Annotated in this window: 19 protein-coding genes; 10 read left to right on the forward strand and 9 right to left on the reverse strand. The window is 70.0% G+C overall.

What is annotated here, in order from left to right; translation table 11 throughout:
• The 6 genes from AB0K03_RS18460 to AB0K03_RS18485 form a co-directional block, all read right to left on the reverse strand.
• On the reverse strand, positions 1-218 hold a 218-nt coding region (locus AB0K03_RS18460), incomplete at its 3' end, for an FAD-dependent oxidoreductase (RefSeq protein WP_364686133.1).
• Positions 219-360: 142 nt separating this feature from the next.
• The gene (locus tag AB0K03_RS18465) at positions 361-1,461 is read right to left on the reverse strand and encodes a hypothetical protein (protein WP_364686136.1); all 1,101 of its coding nucleotides are present in this window, start codon (positions 1,459-1,461) and stop codon (positions 361-363) included.
• The gene (sigM, locus tag AB0K03_RS18470) at positions 1,458-2,294 is read right to left on the reverse strand and encodes an RNA polymerase sigma factor SigM (RefSeq protein ID WP_364686138.1); all 837 of its coding nucleotides are present in this window, start codon (positions 2,292-2,294) and stop codon (positions 1,458-1,460) included. The genes AB0K03_RS18465 and sigM overlap by 4 nt, the downstream gene beginning before the upstream one ends.
• Before the next feature lie 120 nt (positions 2,295-2,414).
• A complete protein-coding gene (locus AB0K03_RS18475; RefSeq protein WP_364686140.1) occupies positions 2,415-4,016 on the reverse strand; it encodes a protein kinase family protein in 1,602 nt (533 codons plus the stop codon).
• A 178-nt stretch (positions 4,017-4,194) separates the two neighbouring features.
• On the reverse strand, positions 4,195-6,132 hold the full coding sequence (murJ, locus tag AB0K03_RS18480) for a murein biosynthesis integral membrane protein MurJ (protein ID WP_364686143.1): 1,938 nt from the start codon (positions 6,130-6,132) through the stop codon (positions 4,195-4,197).
• Positions 6,133-6,196: 64 nt separating this feature from the next.
• Positions 6,197-7,093, reverse strand: a complete 897-nt coding sequence (locus AB0K03_RS18485) for a hypothetical protein (RefSeq protein WP_364686146.1) — start codon at positions 7,091-7,093, stop codon at positions 6,197-6,199.
• A 226-nt stretch (positions 7,094-7,319) separates the two neighbouring features.
• On the opposite strand from AB0K03_RS18485, the gene AB0K03_RS18490 reads away from it, so the two are divergent.
• On the forward strand, positions 7,320-8,750 hold the full coding sequence (locus AB0K03_RS18490) for a CCA tRNA nucleotidyltransferase (RefSeq protein ID WP_364686149.1): 1,431 nt from the start codon (positions 7,320-7,322) through the stop codon (positions 8,748-8,750).
• Positions 8,751-8,779: 29 nt separating this feature from the next.
• Positions 8,780-9,256, forward strand: coding sequence for a methylated-DNA--[protein]-cysteine S-methyltransferase (locus AB0K03_RS18495; protein ID WP_364686152.1), 477 nt, complete (start codon positions 8,780-8,782; stop codon positions 9,254-9,256).
• 200 nt (positions 9,257-9,456) lie between these two features.
• Here AB0K03_RS18495 and AB0K03_RS18500 read toward each other — a convergent pair whose 3' ends face one another.
• Positions 9,457-9,660: a cold-shock protein gene (locus tag AB0K03_RS18500; protein WP_364686155.1), complete on the reverse strand. Its 204-nt coding sequence runs from the start codon at positions 9,658-9,660 to the stop codon at positions 9,457-9,459.
• A 483-nt stretch (positions 9,661-10,143) separates the two neighbouring features.
• Here AB0K03_RS18500 and AB0K03_RS18505 point away from each other — a divergent pair, with 483 nt between their 5' ends.
• From AB0K03_RS18505 to AB0K03_RS18530, 6 genes are all read left to right on the forward strand, one after another.
• Positions 10,144-11,214 carry a ferredoxin reductase gene (locus AB0K03_RS18505; protein ID WP_364686158.1) on the forward strand — a complete coding sequence of 357 codons (1,071 nt, stop codon included), beginning with the start codon at positions 10,144-10,146 and terminating at the stop codon, positions 11,212-11,214.
• A 15-nt stretch (positions 11,215-11,229) separates the two neighbouring features.
• A complete protein-coding gene (locus AB0K03_RS18510; RefSeq protein ID WP_364686161.1) occupies positions 11,230-12,432 on the forward strand; it encodes an acyl-CoA desaturase in 1,203 nt (400 codons plus the stop codon).
• 69 nt (positions 12,433-12,501) lie between these two features.
• On the forward strand, positions 12,502-13,005 hold the full coding sequence (locus tag AB0K03_RS18515) for a hypothetical protein (protein WP_364686164.1): 504 nt from the start codon (positions 12,502-12,504) through the stop codon (positions 13,003-13,005).
• Between the two features lie 178 nt (positions 13,006-13,183).
• Positions 13,184-17,152, forward strand: a complete 3,969-nt coding sequence (locus AB0K03_RS18520; RefSeq protein ID WP_364686167.1) for a hypothetical protein — start codon at positions 13,184-13,186, stop codon at positions 17,150-17,152.
• Between the two features lie 206 nt (positions 17,153-17,358).
• Positions 17,359-17,991 carry a DUF2690 domain-containing protein gene (locus AB0K03_RS18525; protein WP_364686170.1) on the forward strand — a complete coding sequence of 211 codons (633 nt, stop codon included), beginning with the start codon at positions 17,359-17,361 and terminating at the stop codon, positions 17,989-17,991.
• 169 nt (positions 17,992-18,160) lie between these two features.
• Positions 18,161-19,000 carry a BTAD domain-containing putative transcriptional regulator gene (locus AB0K03_RS18530; RefSeq protein WP_364686173.1) on the forward strand — a complete coding sequence of 280 codons (840 nt, stop codon included), beginning with the start codon at positions 18,161-18,163 and terminating at the stop codon, positions 18,998-19,000.
• Positions 19,001-19,060: 60 nt separating this feature from the next.
• On the opposite strand, the gene AB0K03_RS18535 is transcribed toward AB0K03_RS18530, so the two are convergent.
• Positions 19,061-20,140: an inositol-3-phosphate synthase gene (locus AB0K03_RS18535; protein ID WP_364686752.1), complete on the reverse strand. Its 1,080-nt coding sequence runs from the start codon at positions 20,138-20,140 to the stop codon at positions 19,061-19,063.
• 20 nt (positions 20,141-20,160) lie between these two features.
• A complete protein-coding gene (locus AB0K03_RS18540) occupies positions 20,161-20,796 on the reverse strand; it encodes a PadR family transcriptional regulator (protein ID WP_364686176.1) in 636 nt (211 codons plus the stop codon).
• A gap of 176 nt (positions 20,797-20,972) precedes the next feature.
• On the opposite strand from AB0K03_RS18540, the gene AB0K03_RS18545 reads away from it, so the two are divergent.
• Both AB0K03_RS18545 and AB0K03_RS18550 read left to right on the forward strand, forming a co-directional pair.
• A complete protein-coding gene (locus tag AB0K03_RS18545; protein ID WP_364686179.1) occupies positions 20,973-21,443 on the forward strand; it encodes a DUF5318 domain-containing protein in 471 nt (156 codons plus the stop codon).
• Positions 21,444-21,632: 189 nt separating this feature from the next.
• Positions 21,633-24,422: a transglycosylase domain-containing protein gene (locus AB0K03_RS18550; protein ID WP_364686182.1), complete on the forward strand. Its 2,790-nt coding sequence runs from the start codon at positions 21,633-21,635 to the stop codon at positions 24,420-24,422.
• Positions 24,423-24,664: the final 242 nt, after the last annotated feature.

Consider the following 24,664-nt stretch of genomic DNA (forward strand, 5'->3'; position numbering starts at 1 on the left):
CGCTCGGCCTGCTTGCGCATGTTGTCCATGAGCTCGGGGCCCATGATGCCCTCGGGGTGCCCGGGGAAGTTCTCCACCTCGGTGGTGGTCATCAGTGCGCCGCCGGACTGGACGCCCTCGATGACGAGCGGCTTGAGGTTGGCCCGGGCCGCGTAGAGCGCCGCGGTGTATCCGGACGGTCCCGAGCCGATGATGATCAGGTTTCGGACCTCGTCCACTGCCGACTCCTCAGTCTGGGATCGCCGACTCATCGGCGACATCGCACGCTAGAACGTCATGGTAGGAGAGCAACATTCCCCCGCGTCACGGCCTTGTGGGGCGCGGCATAGTAAGCGTGCTCACGCTTCCCGCGGGTTCCGCTCAGCCTACCTTCACGGCACCGAGCCGGTCAGCGCCGGAGGCGGGCAGTCCGCAGTCCGCGCCGGCCGCCCAGACCCATCGCCCGTTGCCCGCCGCGAACTGCACGACCAGCGCCGGAGCACCCTCGAACCGCGCGTAGTCGATGGCCTGCGCGGTGACCGGACCCGCGCCGTTCTCCCGCGATATCTCGTCGATGCAAGCGAGCAGCGACTCCTGCGCGCGCAGCCGTCCGAGCGGGTCGGGCCGGTTCGCCATCACGCCGGGCCCGGGAGCGACTCCCTTGCCCTGCACCTCACCCGAATCGGCGCTCTGCGGCCCCCGCTGAGTGCCGGCGGCAGGCCCCGCTTCGGCCCGTACACCCACCTGAGCCAGCGTGTCCTTGGTGTAGTCGACGCCACTCGACACCACCTCGGCCGGACCGGCGGGCAACGCGAGCGTCGACCCGCTGCCCTCGGCGGCGCCCTGGTCCGCGGCCGAGCCGGCAGCCGACGTGGAATCGGCGGAATCGGCGGTCCCCCACTGCTGAATCCCGATGCCGAGGAAGGCCAGCACGCCGGCGGCGACCCCGATCGGCGCGGCCCACTTCAACCGCCGGGCCCGCTTCCGGGCCGTCGCGGGTCGCTCCCCGTCATCGGGTACGGCGACCAGATGCCGGACAGGCGCAGCACCATCGCTACCCGGCTCCATGCGACCGCCGCCATCCGTGGCACCGTCCGGCCCGACAGCCCGGGCGGCAGGCACAGCGTCCCCCAGGCTGCCGGCAGAGGTGTCCGCGGAGGCGGGGGCGGACGCCCAGGTCGATGCGGAGGTGGTCGGGTCAGCGGAACCAGACGGCGCGACGGCCAGGTCTGGAGGGGCGAAGGCCGCCTCGAGCCGCGAGATCACCTCGGCGGGCATGGGCTCGAACTCGGCCCCCCAAGCGCCCAGGGCCGCGGTCACGGCAGCAGATCCGTCGGTGAGCCGGGCGTGCGCCTCGCGCCAGGCCGGGTCGTCGACGATCAGGGCGGCGACCACGGCCTCGTCGGGCGTGCCGTCCAGCGCGCCGCCGACGTAGTCGGCCAGCAGGTCGAGGTCGACCCCGCTGAACTCTGCCCCGGTCACCGCTGGTCCTTCCTGTCGCCGGACGCCCTGATCGGGCCCGCGGCCGGGAGCGGCACGGAGCCTCCCGACCCCGATGGGACGTGCCCGGGGCCGCCGGGGTTCCCACCGTGACCGCCGTCTCCCCCGCCGCTCGCCGCGCGTCGGCCGGTGAGCGACCGCTTCCCGGCCGAGCGGCTGTCGTCTGCCGTGCGTGCGGTTCCCGAGCCGTCGCCCGTCCCAGCGACCGTTGGGCCGTCGTCGCCCGTACGGAGGTGGCCGAGGGAGAGCGCCATCCGGGCCCGCCCGCGGGCGCACCTGCTCTTGATCGTGCCCTCCGCGACGCCCAGGATCTCGGCGGCCTCGGCGACCGGGTAGCCCTGGACGTCGACGAGTACCAGCGCGGCCCGCTGCTCCGGAGGCAGCGCGGCGAGGGCGGCCCGGACGACCAGGGCGGTGTCATGGTCCTGGGTGGGAGCGGCGGGCTCGGCGCGGGTGCCGACGCCGCCGTCGTCGGTGTGGGTGCCGTCGGGCAGGGGCACGGTGGGGTGGGCTTGGCGCCGGCGAATCCGGTCGAGGCAGGCGTTCACCACGATGCGGTGCAGCCACGTGGTGACGGCCGAGTCCCCCCGGAAGCGCGCCGCGGCCCGATGCGCGGACAGCAACGCGTCCTGCACGGCGTCGGCGGCCTCCTCACGATCACCGATCGTGCGCAGCGCGACGGCCCAGAGGCGGTCGCGGTGGCGGCGTACGAGCTCGTTGAACGCGTGCGGGTCGCCCTCGACGTGGGCACGCAGCAGGTCGGCGTCGGCCCGTCCGGGACCGTCCGCGTCACCGAGAGCGCCGCCGCTAGTCACGCCAGCAATGTAGCGGAGCGGAGCGATCGGGCCCCACCCGGCGACGGAGGTGGCGCGCCGGGCGAACAACGCGACGGAGTCCGTGCGGTGGAAGCGACCAGGCCGAGGGTGGCCGTGGGGTCAGTTGCCCCAGACCTCGACCTTGGAGATCTCGACCCGGTAATTGCCGTCGTTGTCGCGCGGGAGCTCGGTGATGAAGACCATGAGGTACTGGTACTTCTGGCTCTCGCCGACCGGGATGACGGTGTTGGTGCCGGTGGTCTTCTTGATCTCCCCCTTGCCGCACTGCGGCGGCGGGGCGGGTGCGCCGTCGGAGTCGTCCGAGTCGCCCGTGCTGAGCTGCTTGTACGTCTTGACGACCTGCTCGTCGCCCTGGCTGCTGTCGCCCGGGTCGGTGGTACCGGTGCAGAGGGTCATCGCCACGCCGGGCGAGGAGGCCTCGACGCGGACGTCGCTGATCGCGTGGGGCGAGCCGAGGTTGATGAGCAGGCCCATGCCGGGCTTGTTGTAGAACTTCGACTCTTTGAAGCCGGACGTGCGCCAGGCGGTGTCGTTGTCGTCGTCGACCGTGAACTTGGCCTCGCCCTCGTCGGTGCGGTCGCCGGTCGGCGGGTCGACGATGCGGACCATGTCGGCGGTCAGCGCGAGCTTCTTGGGGGCTGCCTCGTTCTGCGTCCCGTTGCCCGGGTTGGCGGGGTCCGCGCCACCGTTCTGGCCGGTCTGCGTGCCGGTGCCGGCCTGGGTGGTGCCGGTCGGCTCGTCGGAGCCGGAGTTGCTGATGGCCCGGATGCCGAAGATGAGACCGAGCACCGCGATGACCGCGAGCGCGCCGATGCCCAACACGATCTTGCGGGTGCTGCGGACCGGCTCCGCGGACGTGCCCTGGGTGAAGCGCAGCGGGCCGACGTCCTCGTACTCCTCCTCGGCGGCGTCGAGGCGGGCCAGCTCGGCGGCGAGCGCGTCGGCCTCGGGGGCCGCGACGCGCTTGTCCAGCAGGTCCATCGTCAGATCGTCGAGGTACGCCGGGACGCCCGCGCGGATCTGGCGCGGGTTGGCGATCGTGCCGTTGCCGTCGCGCATGGCGTCGGGCAGCGACGAGGTGCGGCCGATCTCGGCCTGCGGCCAGTGGCCGGTCAGCGCGTAGTAGAGGATGCCGCCCACGGACCGCACGTCCGACTCGGTGCTGTCGGAGCTGTCGGCGCGTGCGTCGGCCAGGACCACCCGGCCGTCGTCGCCGATCAGGGTGGTGCCGGGGTGCACGTTTCCGTGGACCATGCCGGTGGCGTGCACGGCCGCCAGCGCGTCGGCGATCGAGTGCGCGATCGCGGTGGCGCGGGCCGGGTCGAGCGGGCCCTCCTGGGTCACGAGCTCGCGCAACGCCTCGCCGTCGACCCACTCGCGGACCACATACGCCCGCTGGCCCTCGTCGATGGCGTCGTACACGCCGACGAGGTTGGGGTGGATGACGCGGCTGGCGTCGACCGCCGCCTGCAGCATCTCCGCGGCGGACTCGCCACCGGGGTGGCGCAGCACGACCGCGACGGGACGCCGGAGGATGACGTCGATGCCGCGCCAGACCTGCCGGCCCGCGCTGTCGTTGTTGACGTGCTCCTCGAGCTGGTAACGCTCGGCCAGGATCTCACCGACGGTGGGGACACCGAAGGTCATGACCGGTCCGGCCTCGTCGGCCGCGGTCCCGTGGCCTTCGCCGACCTGGGTCACCCGTCCTCCCTCGGTGGGTCCGCACGTGTCGCCCCCGACCTTACCCGCCCGGGGCCAGAGTCTTACAGGTCAGCCCTGGGCGCGGCACCCGCCAGGGGCCGCTCGCGGGGCCCATCCGGGCCGGTCGGTGCGGGGGAAATAGCTGTTCAGAGGGTTATCCACAAGCTTGTCCACAGGCTCAGCGCCCGAGTTTGCGGCGCACCATCCCGACGACTTGACTCACCTCGTGGACTTTGAGCAGCGTAGCCGCCACGAGGTAGGTCACCATGATCACCCCACCGCCGACGGCGACTTGGAGGGCGGCAGCCAGACGACCGGGCGTGTCACCGCCGGGCAGCACCTGCCGGATCAGCAGGCCGGCCGCGGCGGCTACCGCTGCGGCCACCACGACCTTCACCAGAGCGCCGGCCACCGAGCCGAGGTTGAGCCGGCCGATCCGGCGGCGCAGGACCGCGAGCGAGATCACGGCCGACAGCAGGTAGGACACGGCGTTCGCCGCCGTCATGCCGGCCGCGGCGAGCGATTCCGACAGCACAGCGGCGAGCAGGAAGTAGCCGGCGATGCGGATGGCGACGACCGGCAGGTTGATCAACGCGACCGTCTTGTTGCCCTGCAGGGAGTAGAAGGCATAGGTGCACAGGTAGCTGACCGACAGCGGGATCACCGCGAACGCGGCGACGACGAGGACGCGGCCGGTGGCGAACGCCTGGTCGTAGGAGAGGGCACCGCCCTGGAAGAGGGTCACCGCGATCGGGACGCCGAGCACGCCGTACGTGACGGCGATGGGCGCGAGGGCGGTCGTCGTCAGCCGGATGCCGCGGCTCAGGTTGGCGCTGACCTCCTGGAAACGGCCTTCCGCGGCGGCCGCGCTCATCCTGGGCAGCAGCGCGGTCATGACGGAGACGCCGATGATGCCGTGCGCCATCATCGTGAGCAGGAAGACGTTGTTGAAGGCCAGCGTGCTGGCGTTGCGGTCGTCGCCGGAGACACCGCTGAGCACCCGCACCACCAGGAAGACGGCGGTCTGGTTGGCGACGACGTAGCAGAGCATCCAGCCCGCGAGCCGGCCGATCTCGCCCAGCCCGAGCTCGCGGGGCGCCCAGCGCCACTTCCACGAGAAGCCGACCTTGCGCAGGGCCGGGAGCAGGCCGAGCGCCTGCACGACCATGCCGAGCAGGGTGCCGCCGCCGATCAGCGCGATCTCGGCGGTGGTCATGTCGCCCGGCGCCGGGCCGGCCTTGCCGAGGAAGAGGATGAAGACGCCGCAGGTCGCGATGACGACGAGATTGTTGAGGATCGGCGCCCACATCGGCGCGGCGAAGTGCCCGCGGACGTTGAGCACCGCGCCGATCAGCGCGGAGAGGCCGGTGAAGAAGATGATCGGCAGGATCAGGTACGCCAGCGACGTGACCAGGTGGCGGTAGCCGGGGGTGGTGTCGCCGCTGGACTGGATCCACGTGATCACCGGGGCGAGGACCGTGACCAGCACCGTGGCGATGCCCAGCGAGACGACGGCGAAGGTCAGCAGGCGCTGGGTGAACAGCTGGCCGCCGTCCGGGTCGGCCTTGCGGCGCCGGACCAGCAGCGGGATGAGAACGCTGGAGAGGATGCCGCCGAGCAGCAGCTCGTAGATCTGGTTGGGGAGGAATTGCGCGCTCGTGTACGCGTCACCGACGCCGGCGCCCAGCGTCATGCCGATCAGCATGTTCCGGACGAACCCGATGACCCGGCTCACCAGGCTGCCGGCCGCCATGATCGCGCTGTTGCCGGTGGTGCTGCGCTCCTCGGAACCACCGGTCCGCTCGGCGATCCCCTCCGCCACGCCGGCCGAGGAGCTGCCGTGGCCGGCCGCACCGGCGGATGCGCCGCCGAGGTCCCCCGCACCGGCCGATGCGCCGTCGTGGTCGGCCGCACCAGCGGACGCGCTGCCGTAGACGGTGCCGCCGCCGGACGAGTCGAGCACCGTCGGCGGGATCACCTCGGGCGGCAGCGCCTGATCGGCCGCGGCGGTGGGCAGGGTGCCGGTGTTGTCGACGGAGATGAGCGTCACGCCGTCGGACGCATCGGGCTCACCGTCGGGCGCGGCGTGCGCGCTGCGGTACAGGCCGCCGCTCACCAGAACCTCCCCGGGGGTACGGACGCAGGGGTACGAATGACAGACGCCACCCTAACGACCCGGGCTAAACGTGACGGCGTACGAGGGTGCCCGGGGCCGCCCCGGCCAGGGTCTCCACCATCCAGCACGCCTCGAGGGGCACGAGCGGCTCACTCAGCGCGTCGAGGACCGTCGGGTGGTCGCAGCCGGCCTCCGTGAGCACGCCCAGCAGGGCGTTGACGGGACCCAGGTCGCCCGTGTCCGCGATCCGGCGCGCGAGCGGGCGGACGTCGGCGTACCACTGCTCCTCCGGGAGCTGGGACAGTCGCCGGGCTGCGTGCCGTACCAATTCTTGGAGGCCTTCGTGCGGGAAGCGCGAGCCGACGCGGACCTGGAGGTGGGCCGGTGCCGGGGTGGTGTAGGCCGCGATGGCGGCCTCGTCGAGGACCTGGGGTGACAGCTGCGCGGGCTGGGGCCACCAGGCGTCGGCGGTGAAGAGCGGTAGCGGAGCCTGCTCGGGGCCGGCGGGCTCGACGGTGGGGACGTCGCGGCGCAGCGACCGGTAGGCGGCCTCGCGCACCGCGGCGATCGTGCTCTCGTCGTCCTCCGCGGTGGCCGGCGCGAACGGCCCGAGGAGCGCCACCACCAGGCCGGGGTGCGGCAGCGTCGGATCCTCCAGCGCGATCACCCGGGCGCACAGCTCGAGCTCGTGCCAGCGCAGCGCGGCCGGGTACGGCCGGCCCGGCGCGACCCAGCCGAGCTGCACCGGCTCGCTGGTGGCCGGCTCGCGCAGGCCGAGCGCCTGCTCCCCGGTGACCAGGTCGAGGTCGAGCACGAGCCCGTAACCGCCGGTGACGGGCAGGCTGATCCGCAACTCTGCGGGATCGGGGTCGGGGTCGGCGGTCGCGCTCTCATCCGCCCACAGGAAGGACCAGAACCGGGGATCCTCGCTGAGGCGACGCAGCGCCTCGGGTACGGGCACGGCCCCATCCTGCCCCATCCGGCGCCCTCCGGCCGAAGGCCGTCCTGCCCGTCACCCGCCCGGCCGAGGGCCGCCCCGCCTGCGCCCGACGGCCCGGCTGGAGGTGGCGGCGTCCGTGACTGGCGGCCCGGCTGGAGGGGGCGCCGCCTGTGGCCGGCGGCCCGGCTGAGGGCGGCCCCACCCACCACCCACGGGCGGATGCGTGACTGGATACCCTGGTCGTCCCATGTCTGTGTTGAATACGGCCCAGCGCAACGCCGTCCAGGAGCTGCTGCGGGTCTCCCCCGTCGCCGACGAGCTGGGGCGCCGCTTCGGTGCCGCCGGCCATGAGCTGCACCTGGTGGGTGGCTCGGTGCGGGACGCGCTGCTCGGCCGACTCGGCGACGACCTGGACTTCTGCACCGATGCCCGGCCGGAGCAGACCCTGGCGGTCGTCAAGGGGTGGGCGGACGCCATCTGGGAGACGGGCCGCGAGTTCGGCACGATCGGGGTCCAGAAGAACGGCCTGCGCCTGGAGATCACGACGTACCGCGCGGAGGCGTACGACGGGGTGACCCGCAACCCGGTCGTGGAGTACGGCGACAACCTCCTCGACGACCTGCGCCGCCGCGACTTCACGATCAACGCGATGGCGGTCAGCCTGCCGGGTCACGTCTTCACCGACCCGTACGGCGGTCTCGAGGATCTCGCCGCGGGCCTGATCCGGACGCCGTCGCGGCCCGAGGAGTCGTTCGGCGACGATCCACTTCGGATGCTGCGCGCGGCCCGGTTCGCGGCGAAGCTCCGGTTCACTGTGGACCCCGCCGTGCTGACCGCGATGCGGGAGATGGCGGCCGATCTCGACCGGATCACCGCCGAGCGCATCCGCGACGAGTTCACCAAGCTCCTGTGCGGCATCGACCCGGTCGGCGGCCTGCGCCTGCTCGTCGACACCGGGCTCGCCGACCGCTTCCTCCCGGAGTTGTCCGGGCTCAAGCTGGAGATCGACGAGCACGCCCAGCACAAGGACGTGTACGAGCACACGCTGATCGTGGTCGCCAACGCCGTGCGCCTCGAGGGCGACGCCGGCCCGGACTTCATCCTCCGGATGGCCGCGCTGATGCACGACGTGGGCAAACCCGCGACCAAGGCGGTGGGCCGGGACGGGCGGGTCAGCTTCCACCACCACGAGGTGGTCGGCGCGCGGCTGACCAAGCAGCGCATGAAGGCGATGAAATACCCGAAGGACGTCATCTCCGACGTGGTCGGCCTGGTCGCGCTGCACCTGCGCTTCTACGGGTACGGCCGCGGCGAGTGGACCGACTCGGCCGTGCGCCGCTACGTCACGGATGCCGGGCCGCTGCTGCCCCGCCTGCACAAGCTCACCCGTTCGGACTGCACGACACGGAACAGGCGCAAGGCGGCGGCGCTGGCCGCCGACTACGACGCCCTGGAGGAGCGGATCGCCCGGATCCAGGAGGAGGAGGACCTCGCGCGGGTCCGCCCCGACCTGGACGGCAACGCGATCATGGAGCTGCTCGGTGTGCCGCCCGGGCCGATCGTCGGCCAGGCGTGGCGGCACCTGAAGGAGCTGCGGCTCGACCGGGGGCCGCTCCCCCGCGACGAGGCCGAGGCCGAGCTGCTGCGCTGGGCCCGCGAGCACGGCCACATCTCCTAGTTGTCGTACCCCGGGGGCACAATCGGGGCGTGCGGCTGCTTCTGGAAACCCCCATCGGTCCGCTCGGCGTCGACCTCGACGGCGAGACGGTGGTCGGCGTGCGGTTCGGTGCGTCGCCGGCCTGGGCGTCCACGACCGGGGACCCGGCTGCCCAGCGTGTGCTGGCGGAGCTCGGCGGCTATTTCTCCGGCACGGTCACGGAGTTCTCGGTCCCGGTGGAGCTGCGCGGCGGGTCGGATTTCGAGCGCGCGGTGTGGGGGCAGATCGCTGTGATTCCGTACGGCGAGATGCGCACGTACGGGGCCATCGCGACGGCGCTGGGTGATCCGGGGGCGGCCCGAGCCGTGGGGACGGCGTGCAATCGCAATCCCGTGCCGGTCATCGTGCCGTGCCATCGGGTGGTCGGCGCCGGTGGCAAACTCGTCGGATTCGGTGGCGGGCTACCCCGGAAACGGCAACTGCTGGAGCTGGAAGCCCGGGTCGCGCTGGAACGCGCCTGGAGTTGAGCGGTGGCGGTCCGGCAAACCGGAATTCCGGAGTGGGCGGCCCGCTGAATCAGTCGGACCACCGCACCCCGGAATCAGTGACCTTTCGAACCGGGCATCGAGCCCCGGCGGCCGCCGGGCCCGGCCTCGCCACGGTGAGAAAGGTCGGTCAGAGCGGCCGGATATGGCCGCCCGGGCTCGCCGCGATGCGGAAGCTCTGGTCAGAGCGGCCGGATGTTGCCGGCCTGCGGGCCCTTCTGCCCGGGGATGACGTCGAATTCCACCCGCTGGTTCTCCTCGAGGCTGCGGTAACCGTCCGCCGCGATGGCCGAGAAGTGGGCGAACACGTCGGCGCCGCCCCCGTCCTGGGTGATGAAACCGAAGCCCTTGTCGGCGTTGAACCATTTGACGGTGCCGGAAGCCATGTCGTCTCCTTCGCAGGCGATCAGGATGCCGCACCCTGCGGAATCCCGTGTCGTCGATTTGATCAACCGCGTCCGGAAGACGGGAACGCAAAAAAGCGCCTCACGGGTTCGGATACCCATCAGGCGCTGCCAACGTCTACGGAAATCAAAACTGCAACCGGGCCACCGTAGCACCGTTTCGCCCCGACAGCCGGTTGCCGTGTTTTTCGTCGCCCGCGTCGCCGGAAACGATGGACGCGCTCATTCCGGTCCGGTACGGCCCTCGGTGTCAGGCCGCAGGGGTGGAAAGAACTATTTGCCCTCTTTGGTATCGACGGGCCGGATTGTACCGGGCGCCCTGACCTCAGCGCCTTACACCTTGAGGGTGTCCTTCGTCCGCAGGGCTTGCGGTGGCGGTGTTTTGTTCCACGGGAACAACTCGTGCGGTCAGATTTACTTCGCCGGGTCAGGCCGTTGTCCGCCGGGTGCAGGGACGGTTGTTATGTGGCTGTTATCAAAGCTCTCCGGACCGGCGCACTGCGTGCCGTCGAAGCGATCACGACACCGCTGGTCCCCGCCGACTACCTCGACGCCGTCGCCCCCCTGCGCAACCCGCGGGTGCTGCGCGCCCGGGTCGAGGCGGTACGGCCGGAGACGGCTGACAGCGCCACCCTGCTCCTCAAGCCCGGCGTCGGCTGGGCCACGCACGTACCCGGCCAGTACGTCCGCCTGGGCGTGGACGTCGACGGCGTACGGCTGTGGCGCTCGTACTCGCTGACCAGCCTGGCCGGGCGTCGCGACGGCCGCATCTGCGTCACCGTGACCGCCGTACCCGGCGGAGCCGTGAGCACTTACCTCGTACGCCGGGCCCGCCGGGGCATGCTCGTGCACCTGGACCGGCCGGCCGGCGAGTTCGTCCTGCCCGGCCCGCTGCCGGCGAAGACGCTGTTCGTGACCGCCGGCAGCGGCATCACCCCGGTCATGGGCATGCTGCGCAACCACCTGTCCGGCCTGTCCGACGTGGTCGTGGTGCACTCGGCGCGTACGCGTGAGGCGGCGGTCTTCGGCGGCGAGCTCCGCGCCCTGGCCGCCCACGGTCGCATCCGGCTCGTCGAGCGGCACACCGGCGCCGACGGGCGGATCAAGCCGGCCGATCTCGACGAGCTGGTGCCCGACCTGTTCGAGCGGCACACCTGGGCCTGCGGCCCCAACGAGCTGCTCGACGACCTGACCACGCACTGGGCCGACGCGGGAGCGGAAAACCTGCTGCATGTCGAGCGGTTCCGCCCGGCGGTGACCGTCAGCGGCGAAGGTGGCACCGTGACGTTCACCCGTACGGGCACCGTCGTGGAGACCGACGGCACCGTCCCGCTGCTCGACGCCGGCGAGGCCGCCGGCGTGCTCATGCCCTCCGGATGCCGCATGGGCATCTGTTTCAGCTGCGTGCTGCCGCTGCGCGAGGGCGCCGTGCGCGACCTGCGCGACGGGCAGCTCACCGTCGCCGAGCCCGGCGACAGCATCCCCGTCCAGACCTGCGTATCGGCCGCCGCCGGTCCTTGCCAGATCGACCTGTAGAAGAAGAGGACCGCCGTGACGACGATCCAGCACAAGAAGACGAACCCGATCGCCCACCTCACGCCCGAGGACATCGAGCAGATCGGCATCGAGCTCGACGCCATCCGCGACGAGGTCATGGGCAGCCGCGGCGAACGCGACGCCGCGTACATCCGGCGCATGATCAAAATTCAGCGCAGCCTGGACGTGGGCAGCCGGGCCGTGCTGCTCTTCTCGCTTTTCCCGCCGGCCTGGCTGATCGGCACCGCCGGCCTGTCGATCGCCAAGATCCTCGACAACATGGAGATCGGCCACAACATCCTGCACGGTCAGTGGGACTGGATGCGGGACCCGAAGATCCACTCGACGACGTGGGAGTGGGACTTCGCTTCCCCGGCGGAACAGTGGAAGCACTCGCACAACGAGTTGCACCACACGTACACCAACGTCATCGGGCGCGACAACGACCTCGGGTACGGCATCATGCGCGTCGACGAGGAGCAGCCGTGGACGCGGGCGTACCTCGGCCAGCCGTTCTACAACTTCCTCAACGCGTGCTTCTTCGACCTCGGCATCGCGGCGTACGACCTGGAACTCGGGCACAACCTCGCGACCAAGGAGCGGCGCCGGGATCCGAAGTTCCGGGCCGCGGTCCAGAAGGTCCGGCGCAAGATCGGCAAGCAGGCCCTCAAGGAGTACGTGATCCATCCGGCGCTGTCGGGCCCGTCGTTCCTGCACACGATCGCGGCCAACGCGACGGCGAACCTGGTCCGCAACCTGTGGAGCCACTCGGTGATCATGTGCGGTCACTTCCCCAACGGCGTCGAGACCTTCGAGAAGACCTCCATCGAAGGCGAGACCCGCGGCGAGTGGTACCTGCGGCAGATGCTCGGCTCGGCCAACATCAGCGGCAGCAAGCTGATGCACATCATGACCGGCAACCTGTCGCACCAGATCGAGCACCACCTCTTCCCCGACATGCCGAGCAACCGCTACGGCGAGATCGCCCCGAAGATCAAGGACCTCTTCCAGCGGTACGGGCTGTCGTACACGAGCGGTCCCCTGCCCAAGCAGGTCGCGTCCGCGTGGGCCAAGGTCATCCGGCTCTCCCTGCCGAACCGGCGCAAAGACGAGGTGGCCCGTGCCTCCGCCCCAGCCCCGCTGAAGGTGCGCGTCGCGGCCGACCGCTGGCGGCGTACCCCGGTTGCGGCGGCCGCGCCCGTCACCAGCGCGAGCTGACGTCGGGCCTCAGGGCCGCATCCGTTCGCACTTCGTGCGGTGATGACGCCGCTCGGAAGAATGTGCGGCATGACGGATACGACGGAACGCGGCAAGGGCGCCTGGGTGCGGACGGCGGTGCGGCTGCTGTTCGCCCCTGCGCTGGTGGGCGCGGTTGCGGCCGCCTGCACCGTACCGGTGGTGCAGTCGTTGTCCACCGCCGATTGCGTCCCTGATCCGGACGACCAGTTCGCGTGTCTCGGCGACGCGCTCGGCTCGCTTGCCGGGATCGCCTTTCTCCTGGCTGTGGTGACCGCGGTCTGCTGGGTGGTGCTGGCTCTGATCATCGGCTCCTGGCGCGCGCCGGCGGTGACGATGTTCGGCGGCATGATCGCCGCGACGGCAGTCTTCGTGCTGCGGTCGTACGTGGACCTCACCGCGGACGCGGCCACCGGATGGAGCGTCGCAACGACCGCCGTGAGCTTCGCCGGGGTCTCCGCGGTGCTGCTTCCGCGCCTCCCCACAGTCGCCCGGATCCTGCTCGGCGGCCTCTTGATGACCGTGGTCGTCTGGGCGTTCGTGATCCGGTTCTGAGGGCCCCGTCCACCACATGTCATCGCGGTGCCATCATCGTGATCGGGTGATTTCCCGGAGTAGTGGTCACGCTTCCTAACCTGCTGGTCCGCGCTGCCACGGGCGGCGCCCAACGGGTGGAAGAGGAGCCGTGACAGGGAGAAGACACAGGCGGCCGGGCCGGCGGATGCTGGCAACCGTGGCCGCGGTGGTGGTAGCCGTCGGTCCGGCGCTGGCAGGGATCGCGTCGGCGCCGGCCGAGGCAGCGCCCGCACCGGGACCGTCCTCGGAGACGGGCGGGCAGAACGCGCCGCCAATCAAGGACGACCCGAAGGCGCCCACGGCGGTCGCATCCGCGGATCGCGACCGATTGCTGGGCAGGAACTGGCGTACGTCCGCAGACCGGGCGTGGGCGACGAGCGGCGACGCGGACGGTTTCCACGTCCTCGCGGCCGAGGCGAGCACCGGCTACAGCTGGAAGACCGTCGCGAACCTGGCGGAACCGGGCTTCGAAGTGGACCAGTGGATCGGTAACGCGTGCCTGACGGCGTCCGGCCGACGACTCGTCGTCGTCTACGGTCCGCGGACCTTCACCAACGACGCCACGCTGTTCAACCGGGGAGCGTTCAGTGCGGTGGTGGACCTGGTCACCGGCGACGTCCACAAGTTGAACGTGCAGACCACGCTCGCGTACTACAACCCCGGCTGTGGGGCGGGCGAGAAGGCCGTGCTGACGCAGAATTCCGGGGACGCGGAGGACGAACCGGCTGAGGTGTCCGGAACGCGGTTGTTCAGCGTCGACGCCACGCGCGGCAGCGTCGCCGCACCGGTCCGGGTCGCGTCCGCGCTCACCTCCGCCGTGCCGACCCGCGGCGGCATCGTGGCCGCCGCCTCCGGCGGACTGGTCCGCGTCGGCACGGACGGCTCGACGAAGCGCATCGCTGCGGCACACGGCGTACCGTTCCGGCTGACCACGGACAAGGCCGGCGGCATCGTCTTCGGCGAGGCGGCCGGCGACGGCCGGATGCGGGTACGCCGGACGACGGGCGACTCCGCCGCGCCGGCCACCCTGGCGGAGGGCCCCCTGACGGACCTCAGCCTGACCGCGGGCGCCGGCGGGCGGGTCTTCCTCACCGGCACGCCGACGAGGGTCGTCGGCCTCCCCGCCGGCATCAGCCGCCTGGAAGTGCCGGTCGGCTCTCGGGTCTCATCGCTCGGCGAGGTCGCGCTCACCCGGGTCGCGGACACGCCGGCCGTGGGCGCCCCGAACCCCGTGGCCGACGTGCGGATCGAGGCGCGCGTGCCGTCCTCGGGCGCCGATCTCGCCTTCGGCGTGCGGCCCCGGGCGGGCGTGGCGGACGAGGCCGCGGGCCGCGCGAGCAGCCCCGCGCTGGGAAGGGGCAGCGGCTCCGCCGGCAAACGAGCGGCGGCAGCGACGGGGAACCCCAACGATCCGGTGGACGACAACCGATGGTGCTCCGTGCCGCGCAACGACATCCACAACCAGGCGCTGCAACCGAAGCCGCGGCAGGTCGAGTGGGCCGTCGACCAGGCCATCACCAACTCGCTGTACGTCAGCCGACCGGCGAATTGGAAGAACCTGGGGATGCCGGCGTACACCCCGCAAGGGCTCTTCCCGCCCCGGCCGCTCAACGGCGGTGGCCGGGTGCCGGCGCAGGTCTTCCTCGGCGTGATCGCCCAGGAGTCGAACATGTGGCAGGCCGCCCGCTTCGCGCTCCCGGGCGTCACCGCGAATCCGCTGATCGGCAACTTCTACGGGCGTACGTCCGACAGCGGCTCGGAAGCGTGGAGCGTCCACTGGGAGAAGGCGGACTGCGGCTACGGCGTCTCGCAGGTCACCGACGGCATGCGGCTGGCCGGGCACGCCAAGGAGAACGAGGTGCTGCTGCCGTACCAGACGCAACGCGCGGTGGCGCTGGACTTCGCCGCCAACGTGGCTGCCGGCCTGCAGATCCTGCAGGACAAGTGGAACCAGACCCGTGCCGCGGGGATGACCATCAACAACGGCGACCCGTCGCGGATCGAGAACTGGTTCTACGCGTTGTGGGCCTACAACAGCGGCTTCCACCCGACCACCACCGACGGTTCCCCGTGGGGTGTCGGATGGGGGAACAACCCGATCAATCCCAACTACGACCAGCAGCGGAAGCCGTTCCGGGAGGCGCCGTACAACACCGACGCCAAGACTCCTCAGTACTGGCCGTACCAGGAGAAGGTCATCGGCTGGGCGGGGCATCCCGTCGAGATCCCGGAGTCCGAGGACGTCGAGGTGGCCGGTTTCCGGGCCGCGTGGTGGTCGAGCGAGGCCGCGAGGGCCAAGGCCAAGCCGGATACGAAGCTCTTCTGCGACGCGTCGAACGACTGTTACCCGGGGCAGTTGAACCAGCCCAACGACCCGGACACCCAGTACGAGCCGAAGGGTCCGTGCGCCCACCAGAACGCCAAGGGCGAGTTCGACCTCAAATGCTGGTTCCACAAACCCATGTCGTGGCAGATGGGGCCGAACAACCAATGTGACTGCGGCAACGAGGTGCTGCGTTTCGACCCCGGGTACGCGTACCAGGAGGACGGCAACAGCTATCCGCCCGCCTGCGATCTGAACGGTCTTCCGGCCGGTGCGATGGTCATCGACGATGTGCCCACGGGTACGGAGCCGATCCGGGCCGGCTGTTCGCCACGGTGGACCAACGCCGGCTCCTTCGGCCTGACATTCACCGCCGACTCGTTGGGCGAGTTCGGATCGAAGATCAATTTCCATCAGATCGGCGGTGGCTTCGGTGCGCACTTCTGGTCGGCCTACACCTATCCCGCCGGCTGGTACGAGAACCTCAAGGTCACCGGCACCTGGAAGATCAACCCGACCGGCAAGTGGACCCGGGTGTTCGTCCACGTACCCGATCAGGGCGCGTACAACAGGCAGTCCGACTATCAGATCTACCTACCGGGCCAGAACAAGCCGACCCACCACCGGTCGATCCCCACGCGATGGCAGAAGAACACGTGGCTCGATCTCGGGGTGTTCGACTTTCGGGGCGCCGGCACGCCGAAGGTCGAGCTCTCGAACATCACGAAGGACGGCAGCGGCGATCACAAGATCGTGTGGGATGCGATCGCCGTGCAGCCGCTCGCCTCGAAGCCGAAGAATTTCGTCGTGGCGATGGGCGACTCCTTCTCGTCGGGAGACGGCGGTGACAGCTACAGCCGCGTCTCCGATCAGTACGCCGACGACAGCCTGTTCAAGAACTCGTGCCGGCGCAGCCCGAACGCGTGGAGCCGGAAGGTGGTCATCCCCGGGACGCCGGATCAGAAGTCGATCGGCGCGCTTTCGGATGCCCGTGATCCCAATCTCGATTTCCACCACATCGCGTGTTCCGGGGCGCAGACCCACCAGCTGATGGCGACGACGACGCTGTCGGGGGCCCCAGCCGTCGCCAACGCCTCCGGCAATCTGCCGCGGGATACGACCAACGGTGAGCAGACCCAGATCGACCAGGGCTTCCTGGACGAGAACACCACGCTGGTGATGCTCACCATCGGCGGCAACGACGCGGGCTGGACTGAGTTGTTCGAGCCGTGCCTGAAGGACAACTGCACGGCGGACGGCTACAAGCTGCCCGGGCACAGCCAGCCCATGAAGACCGAGGTGCAGGCGAAGTTGAGCGGCCCGGTGGCCAGCGACGTCCGGCGGGTGATGAAGGAGATCCGGGAGCGTGCTCCGAACGCACAGATCCTGCTCGCCGGATATCCGCAGATCCTCAAGGACGACACGACGACGGTCTGGTACACGGGACCCATTCCGGCGCTTCTCGGCTACGGGCTCGACATCGACGAGTCGGCGTGGATGAACGACATGGCCCGGGTGATGGCGACCAACGTGCTGTACTCGGACTCCGCCAACAGGATCAACGGCATGGACATCCGCGCCGACTTCCACGGCCACGAGCTCGGCAACGTGCTCGACACCACGGAGGACTGGTTGCATTTCCTGCGTCCGGGCGACTACTTCGACGTGACGAAGGACGACGACGGGGAGAAGAACGACGCCGTCGTCGGCGGCGGGAGCATGCACCCCAACATCGCGGGCTATGCGGCCTACGGACGCGCCGCCTCGGACCGATTGGGGGTCCTCGGATACACCTACCAGTGATCGCCGTTCGGTGATCGCCATCGGCGGTCGACCGGCGCTGTGCCCGGTCCGGTTTCGGCCGGGCCGGGCACGTCGCATTCGACGACCGGTCCTGTCATCGGTGTCTCATCGGCGCCGTCGTCCGTGGTAACGCGACGATGACGGGCCGCCCTAACGTTCCCCTCGTCATTCGCTTTCTGCAGGTACCTGCACGGGGAGGAATCTCAATGAAACACCGTTTCAAAGCCGTCAGAAATGCGCTGGCAGCAGCAGCCGTCGCTGCCTCGCTGCTGACGATCAACCCGGCCGCCGCGCTGGCCGAGCCGGGCGCGGACCCGGCCACCGCCTCCGATGCCACGAAGTCGCTCGCCGAGATCACCGGCCTGCCGACAACGGTCACCACGCTGGCTGACGGGGTCGTCCTGGAGGCGGTGGATCCCGAGGCCGCCGCGGCGTACGAGGCGCAGCTCGCGCCGGACTCCTATCCGTGCAACAGCGCTTGCGACGACAAGTCGCCCTACTACATCTGGCACCCGCCGGGCGGGCCGTCGGAGTACTTCAGCTGCGTGGAGGGGTCCTACCCGAAGTACTCGCTGTTCAGCGGCAACGACCGGGTCTACCTGCAGTACAGCCCTCGGTGCCGAAGTGTCTGGGCCCGCGGCCCGCACGCCTACAACTTCGTCGTGCGCAGCTGGGACGGCAGCAGCCTGCGGAAGCAGCGGTACACGGAGAGCGTCTCCAGCAGCGGCGACATGTCCTACGTCTACACCGTGATGCTCAACGACAAGAACCTCAAGGCCGATGTCTGCAGCGGTGGGGCCAGCGGCCCGGTGACCTCGCACTGCACCGCCAAGTTCTGATCGGACGGAATCCCGCGCCGGGCGACACGGTCGAACCGTGTCGCCCGGCCTCGTCGTGCGCCGTTCCGCCCGTACCCAATGGCATTGAAGATTTACGATGCGTGATCTAGCATGCGTGCGGGGGCGCCGGAGTACGGGGGAAAACTTGATATATACGCTGCTGGGTCCAGTGACGGCGATCTCACACAACGGCGATCATCTCCCGATCGGCCACGGACGACCCCAGAAAATCCTTGCCGCTCTCCTGCTCGATGCCAACGGGTTCGTCTCGACGGACCGGCTCATCGACGTCATCTGGGCCGACGAACCGCCGGCCACGGCGCGGCAGCAGATCCAGAACTCGATCGGGATGCTCAAGTCGGCGCTCACGACGGTGGCCGGCGCTTGCCGCATCCGGCGCAGGGCGTCGGCCTACACCATGCAGGTGGACGAGAGCGAGATCGACAGCTATGTCTTCCGGCAGATCTGTGCGCGGGCCGGCGTCGAAGCCGAGCGGGGCGAGGTCGCACGGGCGGCTGAGCACCTCGAGCAGGCCCTCGACCTCTGGAGCGGGGCGGCCCTGCAGGACGTCGACTCCACCACGCTCGCTGTCAACGCCGAAGAACTCGAGGAGCAGCGGATGCGGGCCTGCCTCGCTCTCCTCCGGATGCGCTTCCAGCAGGGCCGGCACGCCGAGATGGTCGAGCGGCTGACCGGTTGGACGGCCCGGCACCCGTACCACGAGGTGCTGCATCGAGCCCTTGCCGAGGCTCTGCACCGGAGCTCGCGCAACGGCGATGCCGTACAAGTCCTCGCCGAACTGCGGGCACGGCTGGACTCGGAGCTCGACATCGGTCCCGAAGCGGCCACCCGGGAGCTGGAACATCGTCTCCGCGGCGTCCACGGCCGCGGCGCGGCGGTGCAGGAGAACATCGGGGTGCGCGAGCTGACCGAAGCCCTCCGCGACGTGGCCCAGCAGTTGTTCATCGTCACCCGTGCCCTGAAGGAGCTGCACCGGCCCCGGCTCTGACCGTCGCCAGGCACGGCGAAGGGCCGGATCGCGAGGGCGATCCGGCCCTTCGCCGTGAGCTCAGCGCTCGACGTCGCCCTTGATGAAGGCCTCCACGGCCTCCTTGGCGTCGTGGTCGTTGTACTGCACCGGCGGGCTCTTCATGAAGTACGAGCTGGCCGAGAGGATCGGGCCACCGATGCCGCGGTCCTTCGCGATCTTCGCGGCGCGCACCGCGTCGATGATCACGCCGGCCGAGTTCGGGGAGTCCCACACCTCGAGCTTGAGCTCGGCGGTCAGCGGGGTGTCGCCGAAGCTGCGGCCCTCGAGCCGGATGTAGGCCCACTTGCGGTCGTCGAGCCACGGCACGTGGTCCGACGGGCCGATGTGCACGTCGCTCTTGACCATCTCGTGCGGGATCTGCGAGGTGACCGACTGGGTCTTCGAGATCTTCTTCGAGACCAGGCGGCTGCGCTCGAGCATGTTCATGAAGTCCATGTTGCCGCCGAAGTTGAGCTGGTACGTGCGCAGCAGCTCGACCCCGCGGTCCTCGAACAGCTTGGCGAGCGCGCGGTGCACGATCGTCGCGCCGACCTGGCTCTTGATGTCGTCGCCGACGATCGGCAGGCCCGCGTCCTCGAACTTCTTCGCCCAGACCGGGTCCGAGGCGATGAAGACGGGCAGGGCGTTGACGAACGCGCAGCCGGCGTCGATCGCGGCCTGCGCGTAGAACTTGTCGGCCTCCTCGGAACCCACCGGCAGGTACGAGACGACGACGTCGACCTCGGCGTCCTTGAGGGCCTTGACGACGTCGACCGGCTCGGCCGACGACTCCTCGATGATCTCGCGGTAGTACGTGCCCAGACCGTCGAAGGTCGGTCCACGCTGGACGGTCACCCCGGTCGGCGGCACGTCGGTGAGCTTGATCGTGTTGTTCTCGCTGGCGACGATCGCCTCGGCCAGGTCCATGCCGACCTTCTTGGCGTCCACATCGAACGCCGCGACGAACTTCACGTCGTTGACGTGGTAGTCGCCGAAGGTCACGTGCATGAGACCCGGAACGCGGTCGTTCGGGTCGGCGTCCCGGTAGTACTCCACGCCCTGCACGAGGGACGAGGCGCAGTTACCCACACCGACGATGGCGACGCGGACGGAGCCCATCGCGTTTGCCTCCTTGTTCATCACGGCCGGTCCCGATGCGGAGCCGGTTCTTCGGGGGGTGCTTCCGCAGCCGGTCCGGCTGCGGGATCGGAAGTGCCACCCGTCGCGGCGGACGGGGTACGGCCGGAGCGCTCGTTCGTGATGAGCTCCTCCAGCCATCGGACCTCGCGCTCACACGCGTCCAGCCCGTGGCGCTGCAGTTCGAGGGTGTACGCGTCGAGCCGGTCCCCGGCGCGAGCCAGCACGTCCCGCAGGCCTTCCCGGCGTTCCTCGATGCGACGGCGACGCCCCTCGAGGATGCGCAGCCGGGTCGCCCGGTCGGTCCGGGAGAAGAAGGTGAAGTGCACGCCGAAGCCGGCGTCGTCGTACGTCTCCGGGCCCGCCTGGGCCAGGAGGTCGGCGAAACGCTCTTTCCCCTCGGCAGTGATCTTGTAGACAATCCGGCCCCGTTTGCTCGTCATCGGCGGGACGATGTCGGTCTCGGTCGCCTGTTCGCTGATCCAGCCGGCGCTGTGCAGCCGCTTGAGGGTCGGATAGAGGGTGCCGTAGCTGATCGCCGCGCGCAGCGTGCCCAGCTTGGTGGCGAGCTCTTTGCGCAGCTCGTACCCGTGCATCGGGGCCTCCTGGAGGAGGCCGAGGATCGCCAGTTCCAGCACCGGGCCACCTCCCTGCCGTTGATCTACCGGGTAATCGCTGCGATGTATCGGGCCGATACATCGCAACCGTAGGTCGGCGCGTGGCGTACCGCAAGGCCGGGCCTGTAGCGCAGTCGCCGCGCCACGCTGTGTGATGGCTGTCGCCGTTCCGGACCGGACCGCGTACTCTCTTCGCCATGCGCACGCAGCGGCAGGTCGTCGACTACTCGCTACAGAAGCGAGCGCTGCTGCGTGACGTGCACAACGGCAAGGTCGGGACCCTCGAGGTCTGCGATGCCTCGCCGTACCTGAGAAACGCAGCCCGGTTCCACGGCGAACCGACCGACGAGCGTTGCCCGGTCTGCCGCCGCGACAACCTCACCCTGGTCCACTACATCTACGGCGACGAGCTGAAGCAGTCCGCCGGTCAGGCCCGCAAGCTCGCCGAGCTGCCGGTCCTGGCGATGACGCTGCGTGAGTTCCAAGTCTTCGTGGTCGAGGTGTGCCAGTCCTGCGCGTGGAACCATCTGATCGAGCAGTACCTGCTCGGCAGGGACGCGCTGAAAGCCGACGAACTGGACAACGGCGCGGCCGCAGCCGCCGCGTCCGCCTCGGGCCGCCACCGCGAGACAGGGTCGTCGTCACATCGCCGGGAGGGCCGACAGTGATCGCCCTCAACGTCGCTAACGTTGACGCGACCCCGACCGACACGGGCATCCAGCGCCGCAATCGGTCATTCTTGACATCCGACAGGGCGGCTGCGGGGATGCAGCCCAGAATGTCCGCTCGTGGCCCAGCCGGCGGGAGCCCCTCCAGGGCTCCCCGGGCGCGCCACCGCGACCGGTAGGTGTAACCGAATGAACTCGTACGGCGATCCGCAGTCTGCACGCGCCCGGGCCCGAGTGCCCGGGCCGTCCGCTGCTTCCACGCCTGACGACGACCCGTCCGGCTACGACGAACGCCCCGCGCCCGACGCCTATCGGCGCCCGGCCGGCGGCCGTGCCTCCGTCAGCGGCGCCGTGCCCCGCGGCGCGGCCTCCGTCGGCTCCGCCTCGGTGGCCGGCCGCGCCGCCCCGGCAGGCGCCGGCCGCGCGTCCGTGGGCGCCGGCACCGGTGCCGTGGGTGCGCGCGCGTCGGTCGGCGGCCGCGCCTCCGTGGGTACGGCGTCCGCCGCCGGCGCCGGTGGACGGGCCTCCGTGGCCCGCGCCGCCGTCCGCCCCGTCTCGCCCGCGGTCGGCGGAGGCGGCAACATCGACCTCGGCGACCCGTCCGGCAACGGCAAGCGTGGCAGCGCCGCGAAGATCCTCACCAAGGCGGCCAAGAAGCGGCGGCGCACCAACATCCTGACCGCCGCCGCCGCGGTTCTGGTGATCCTGCTGGGCGCCGGCGTGGTCGGCGGCACCTACCTCTGGGACGACGTCGACCTCCCGGCTCAGAAGACCGAGATCCAGACCAACGTCATCCTCGACGAGTCGGGCAACGTGCTGGCGCGGCTCGGCGAGCAGAACCGCACGATCGTGCCGCAGCCGAAGATCAACATGATCGTGCAGCACGCTGTCGCCGCGGCCGAGGACAAGAACTTCTACCGCCACAACGGCATCGACATGAAGGGCATCGTCCGCGCCGCGTGGAACAACTTCACCGGTGGCAGCACCCAGGGCGCGTCGACGATCACGCAGCAGTACGCCCGGCATGCCGCGGACCTCAAGGCCATCAGCTACAACCGCAAGCTCCGTGAGGCCGTTCTCGCCCGCAAGCTCGAGGGCAAATACAAGAAGAACGAGATCATGGGCATGTACCTGAACTACATCTACCTCGGTGAGGGCAGGTACGGCATCGAGGCGGCGGCGCAGGGCTACTTCGGCAAGTCGGTGATGACGCCCAAGGACCAGAAGAACGCGATCACGCCGTACGAGGCGGCCGTGCTCGCCTCGATCATCAAGCAGCCCGAGCCCGACCCGAACGGCGGCCACAAGGGGTACGACCCCAACTACAACTTCCAGGCGGCGAAAGACCGCTGGGAGTACACGATGAAGAACATGCTCGAGGAGAAGTGGATCTCTCCCGAGGTGTACGCGGCCCGCAAGTACCCGAAGGTCAAGCCGCCCTCGAAGGGTGGCTGCAAGACGTGTGCCGCGGACAAGCCGGTCGGCATGATCATGCGCCACGTCAATGCCGAGCTGCGCGAGATGGGCATCAGCGAGACCGAGTTCCAGCGCGGCGGCTACACGGTCACGACGACCATCAACCCCGAGGTGCAGAAGGCCGCCGAGGAGGCCGGCTCGCGCAAGAGCGACGAGTCGCCGATGCACGAGAAGCCGAAGTCCTACCAGGCCGCGGTCATCGGCATCGATCCGACCAACGGCCGGGTGCTCGGTTACTACGCCGGTGACGACCCCAACGGCACCGACTACGGCAGCTACATGAACGGCGACGGCACCGGCTTCAGCGGCCGCGGGCAGTCCCCCGGCTCGACGTTCAAGATCTACACGCTGGCCGCCGGCCTGCGGGAGAACATCTCGTTCGACACGATCTGGGACAGCACCAAGAAGCGCGAAGGCGGCCGGGAGATCAACAACGCCGGTGCGGATCCGGGTTCGCTGTGTGGCGGCAAGATTCGGAACTGTGATCTCGAGACGGCGACGATCAAGTCGTACAACTTCCCGTTCTACTGGATCGCCGACGGCATCGGCCGGGACAAGGTCATCGCGGCCGCTCGCGATGCCGGCATCCAGCACATGTGGCCCGACAGCGACAAGCTGCCGGTCGTGGACCTGAACGACACCGACAAGTCCACGTGGATGAAGAAGGGCTACTTCGACAACGAGGTCGCCTTCGGTCAGTACCACGTCGTGCCGCTCGAGCACGCCGAGGGCGTCGCGACGATCGTCAACCAGGGCATCCGCAACAAGGTCCACTTCATCAAGTCGGTGAAGGCGGTCGACCCGGACACGGGCAAGAAGAAGGTCGTCAAGTCCGAGAAGCTGGCCCCGAAGCGGGTCTTCGACAAGGACCAGATGTCCAACCTCTCCGGCGTCATGGCGAAGATCCCGGGGCACGCCAACAACACCCTGCGCAACGGCCGCCCGGCGATCGCCAAGTCCGGCACCTGGGAGTTCGACGACGGCAAGGACAACCACACCGGTAGCGGTGACACCTGGTTCGTCGGCGGCATCCCGCAGCTCGCCGCCACGGTGTGGGTCGGTGGCGCCAGGAACAAGGTCGAGCTCAAGGACGGCAACAGCGACATGTTCGGCTCCGGCACGCCGGCGGCCATCTGGGAGAAGTTCATCAACAGCGTCACCAAGGCGCTGGACATGAAGCAGGAAAGCTTCCCGGACCGCGTCCGTACCGGCGACCCGAACAGCCCGTACGCGAACGGCGTGGCCCCGCCGCCTCCGCCGCCGACCCAGGAGCAGCAGCCGCCGGACCAGAGCTTCATCTGCCGGATCGCGCCCCAGCAGTGCCAGAACGGCGACAACGGCAATGGCAACGGCAACGGCAACAACGACGGCAACAACACCGACGGCAACGGCGGACAGAACGACGGCGGCGACCAGAACACGCTGCCCGGCGGCACACCCGGCGGCACCGGACCCGGCATAGGTGGCGGCCAGACCGGCGACAATCAGAACGGCGGCGGCTGACCGTACGCGAATCCACGCCGGACCGGCGCTCACCCCTGGAGGTGGGCGCCGGTCCGTTTTCCCCGGGTGCCGGCGCCTTCCCTGGGTGCCGGCGCTTCCCGCGTGCCGGCGCCTTCCCTGGGTGCCGGCGCCTTCCCCGGTGCCGGCGCCTTCCCCGGTGCCGGCGCCTTCCCCGGTGCCAGCGCGGCGTCCGGCCAGGACGTGGATGGTTTCCCCGCAGGGGTGGGGACCGTCACTTCGGA

It is taken from the genome of Actinoplanes sp. NPDC049316 (assembly GCF_040677315.1).
Classification (GTDB): Bacteria; Actinomycetota; Actinomycetes; order Mycobacteriales; family Micromonosporaceae; genus Actinoplanes.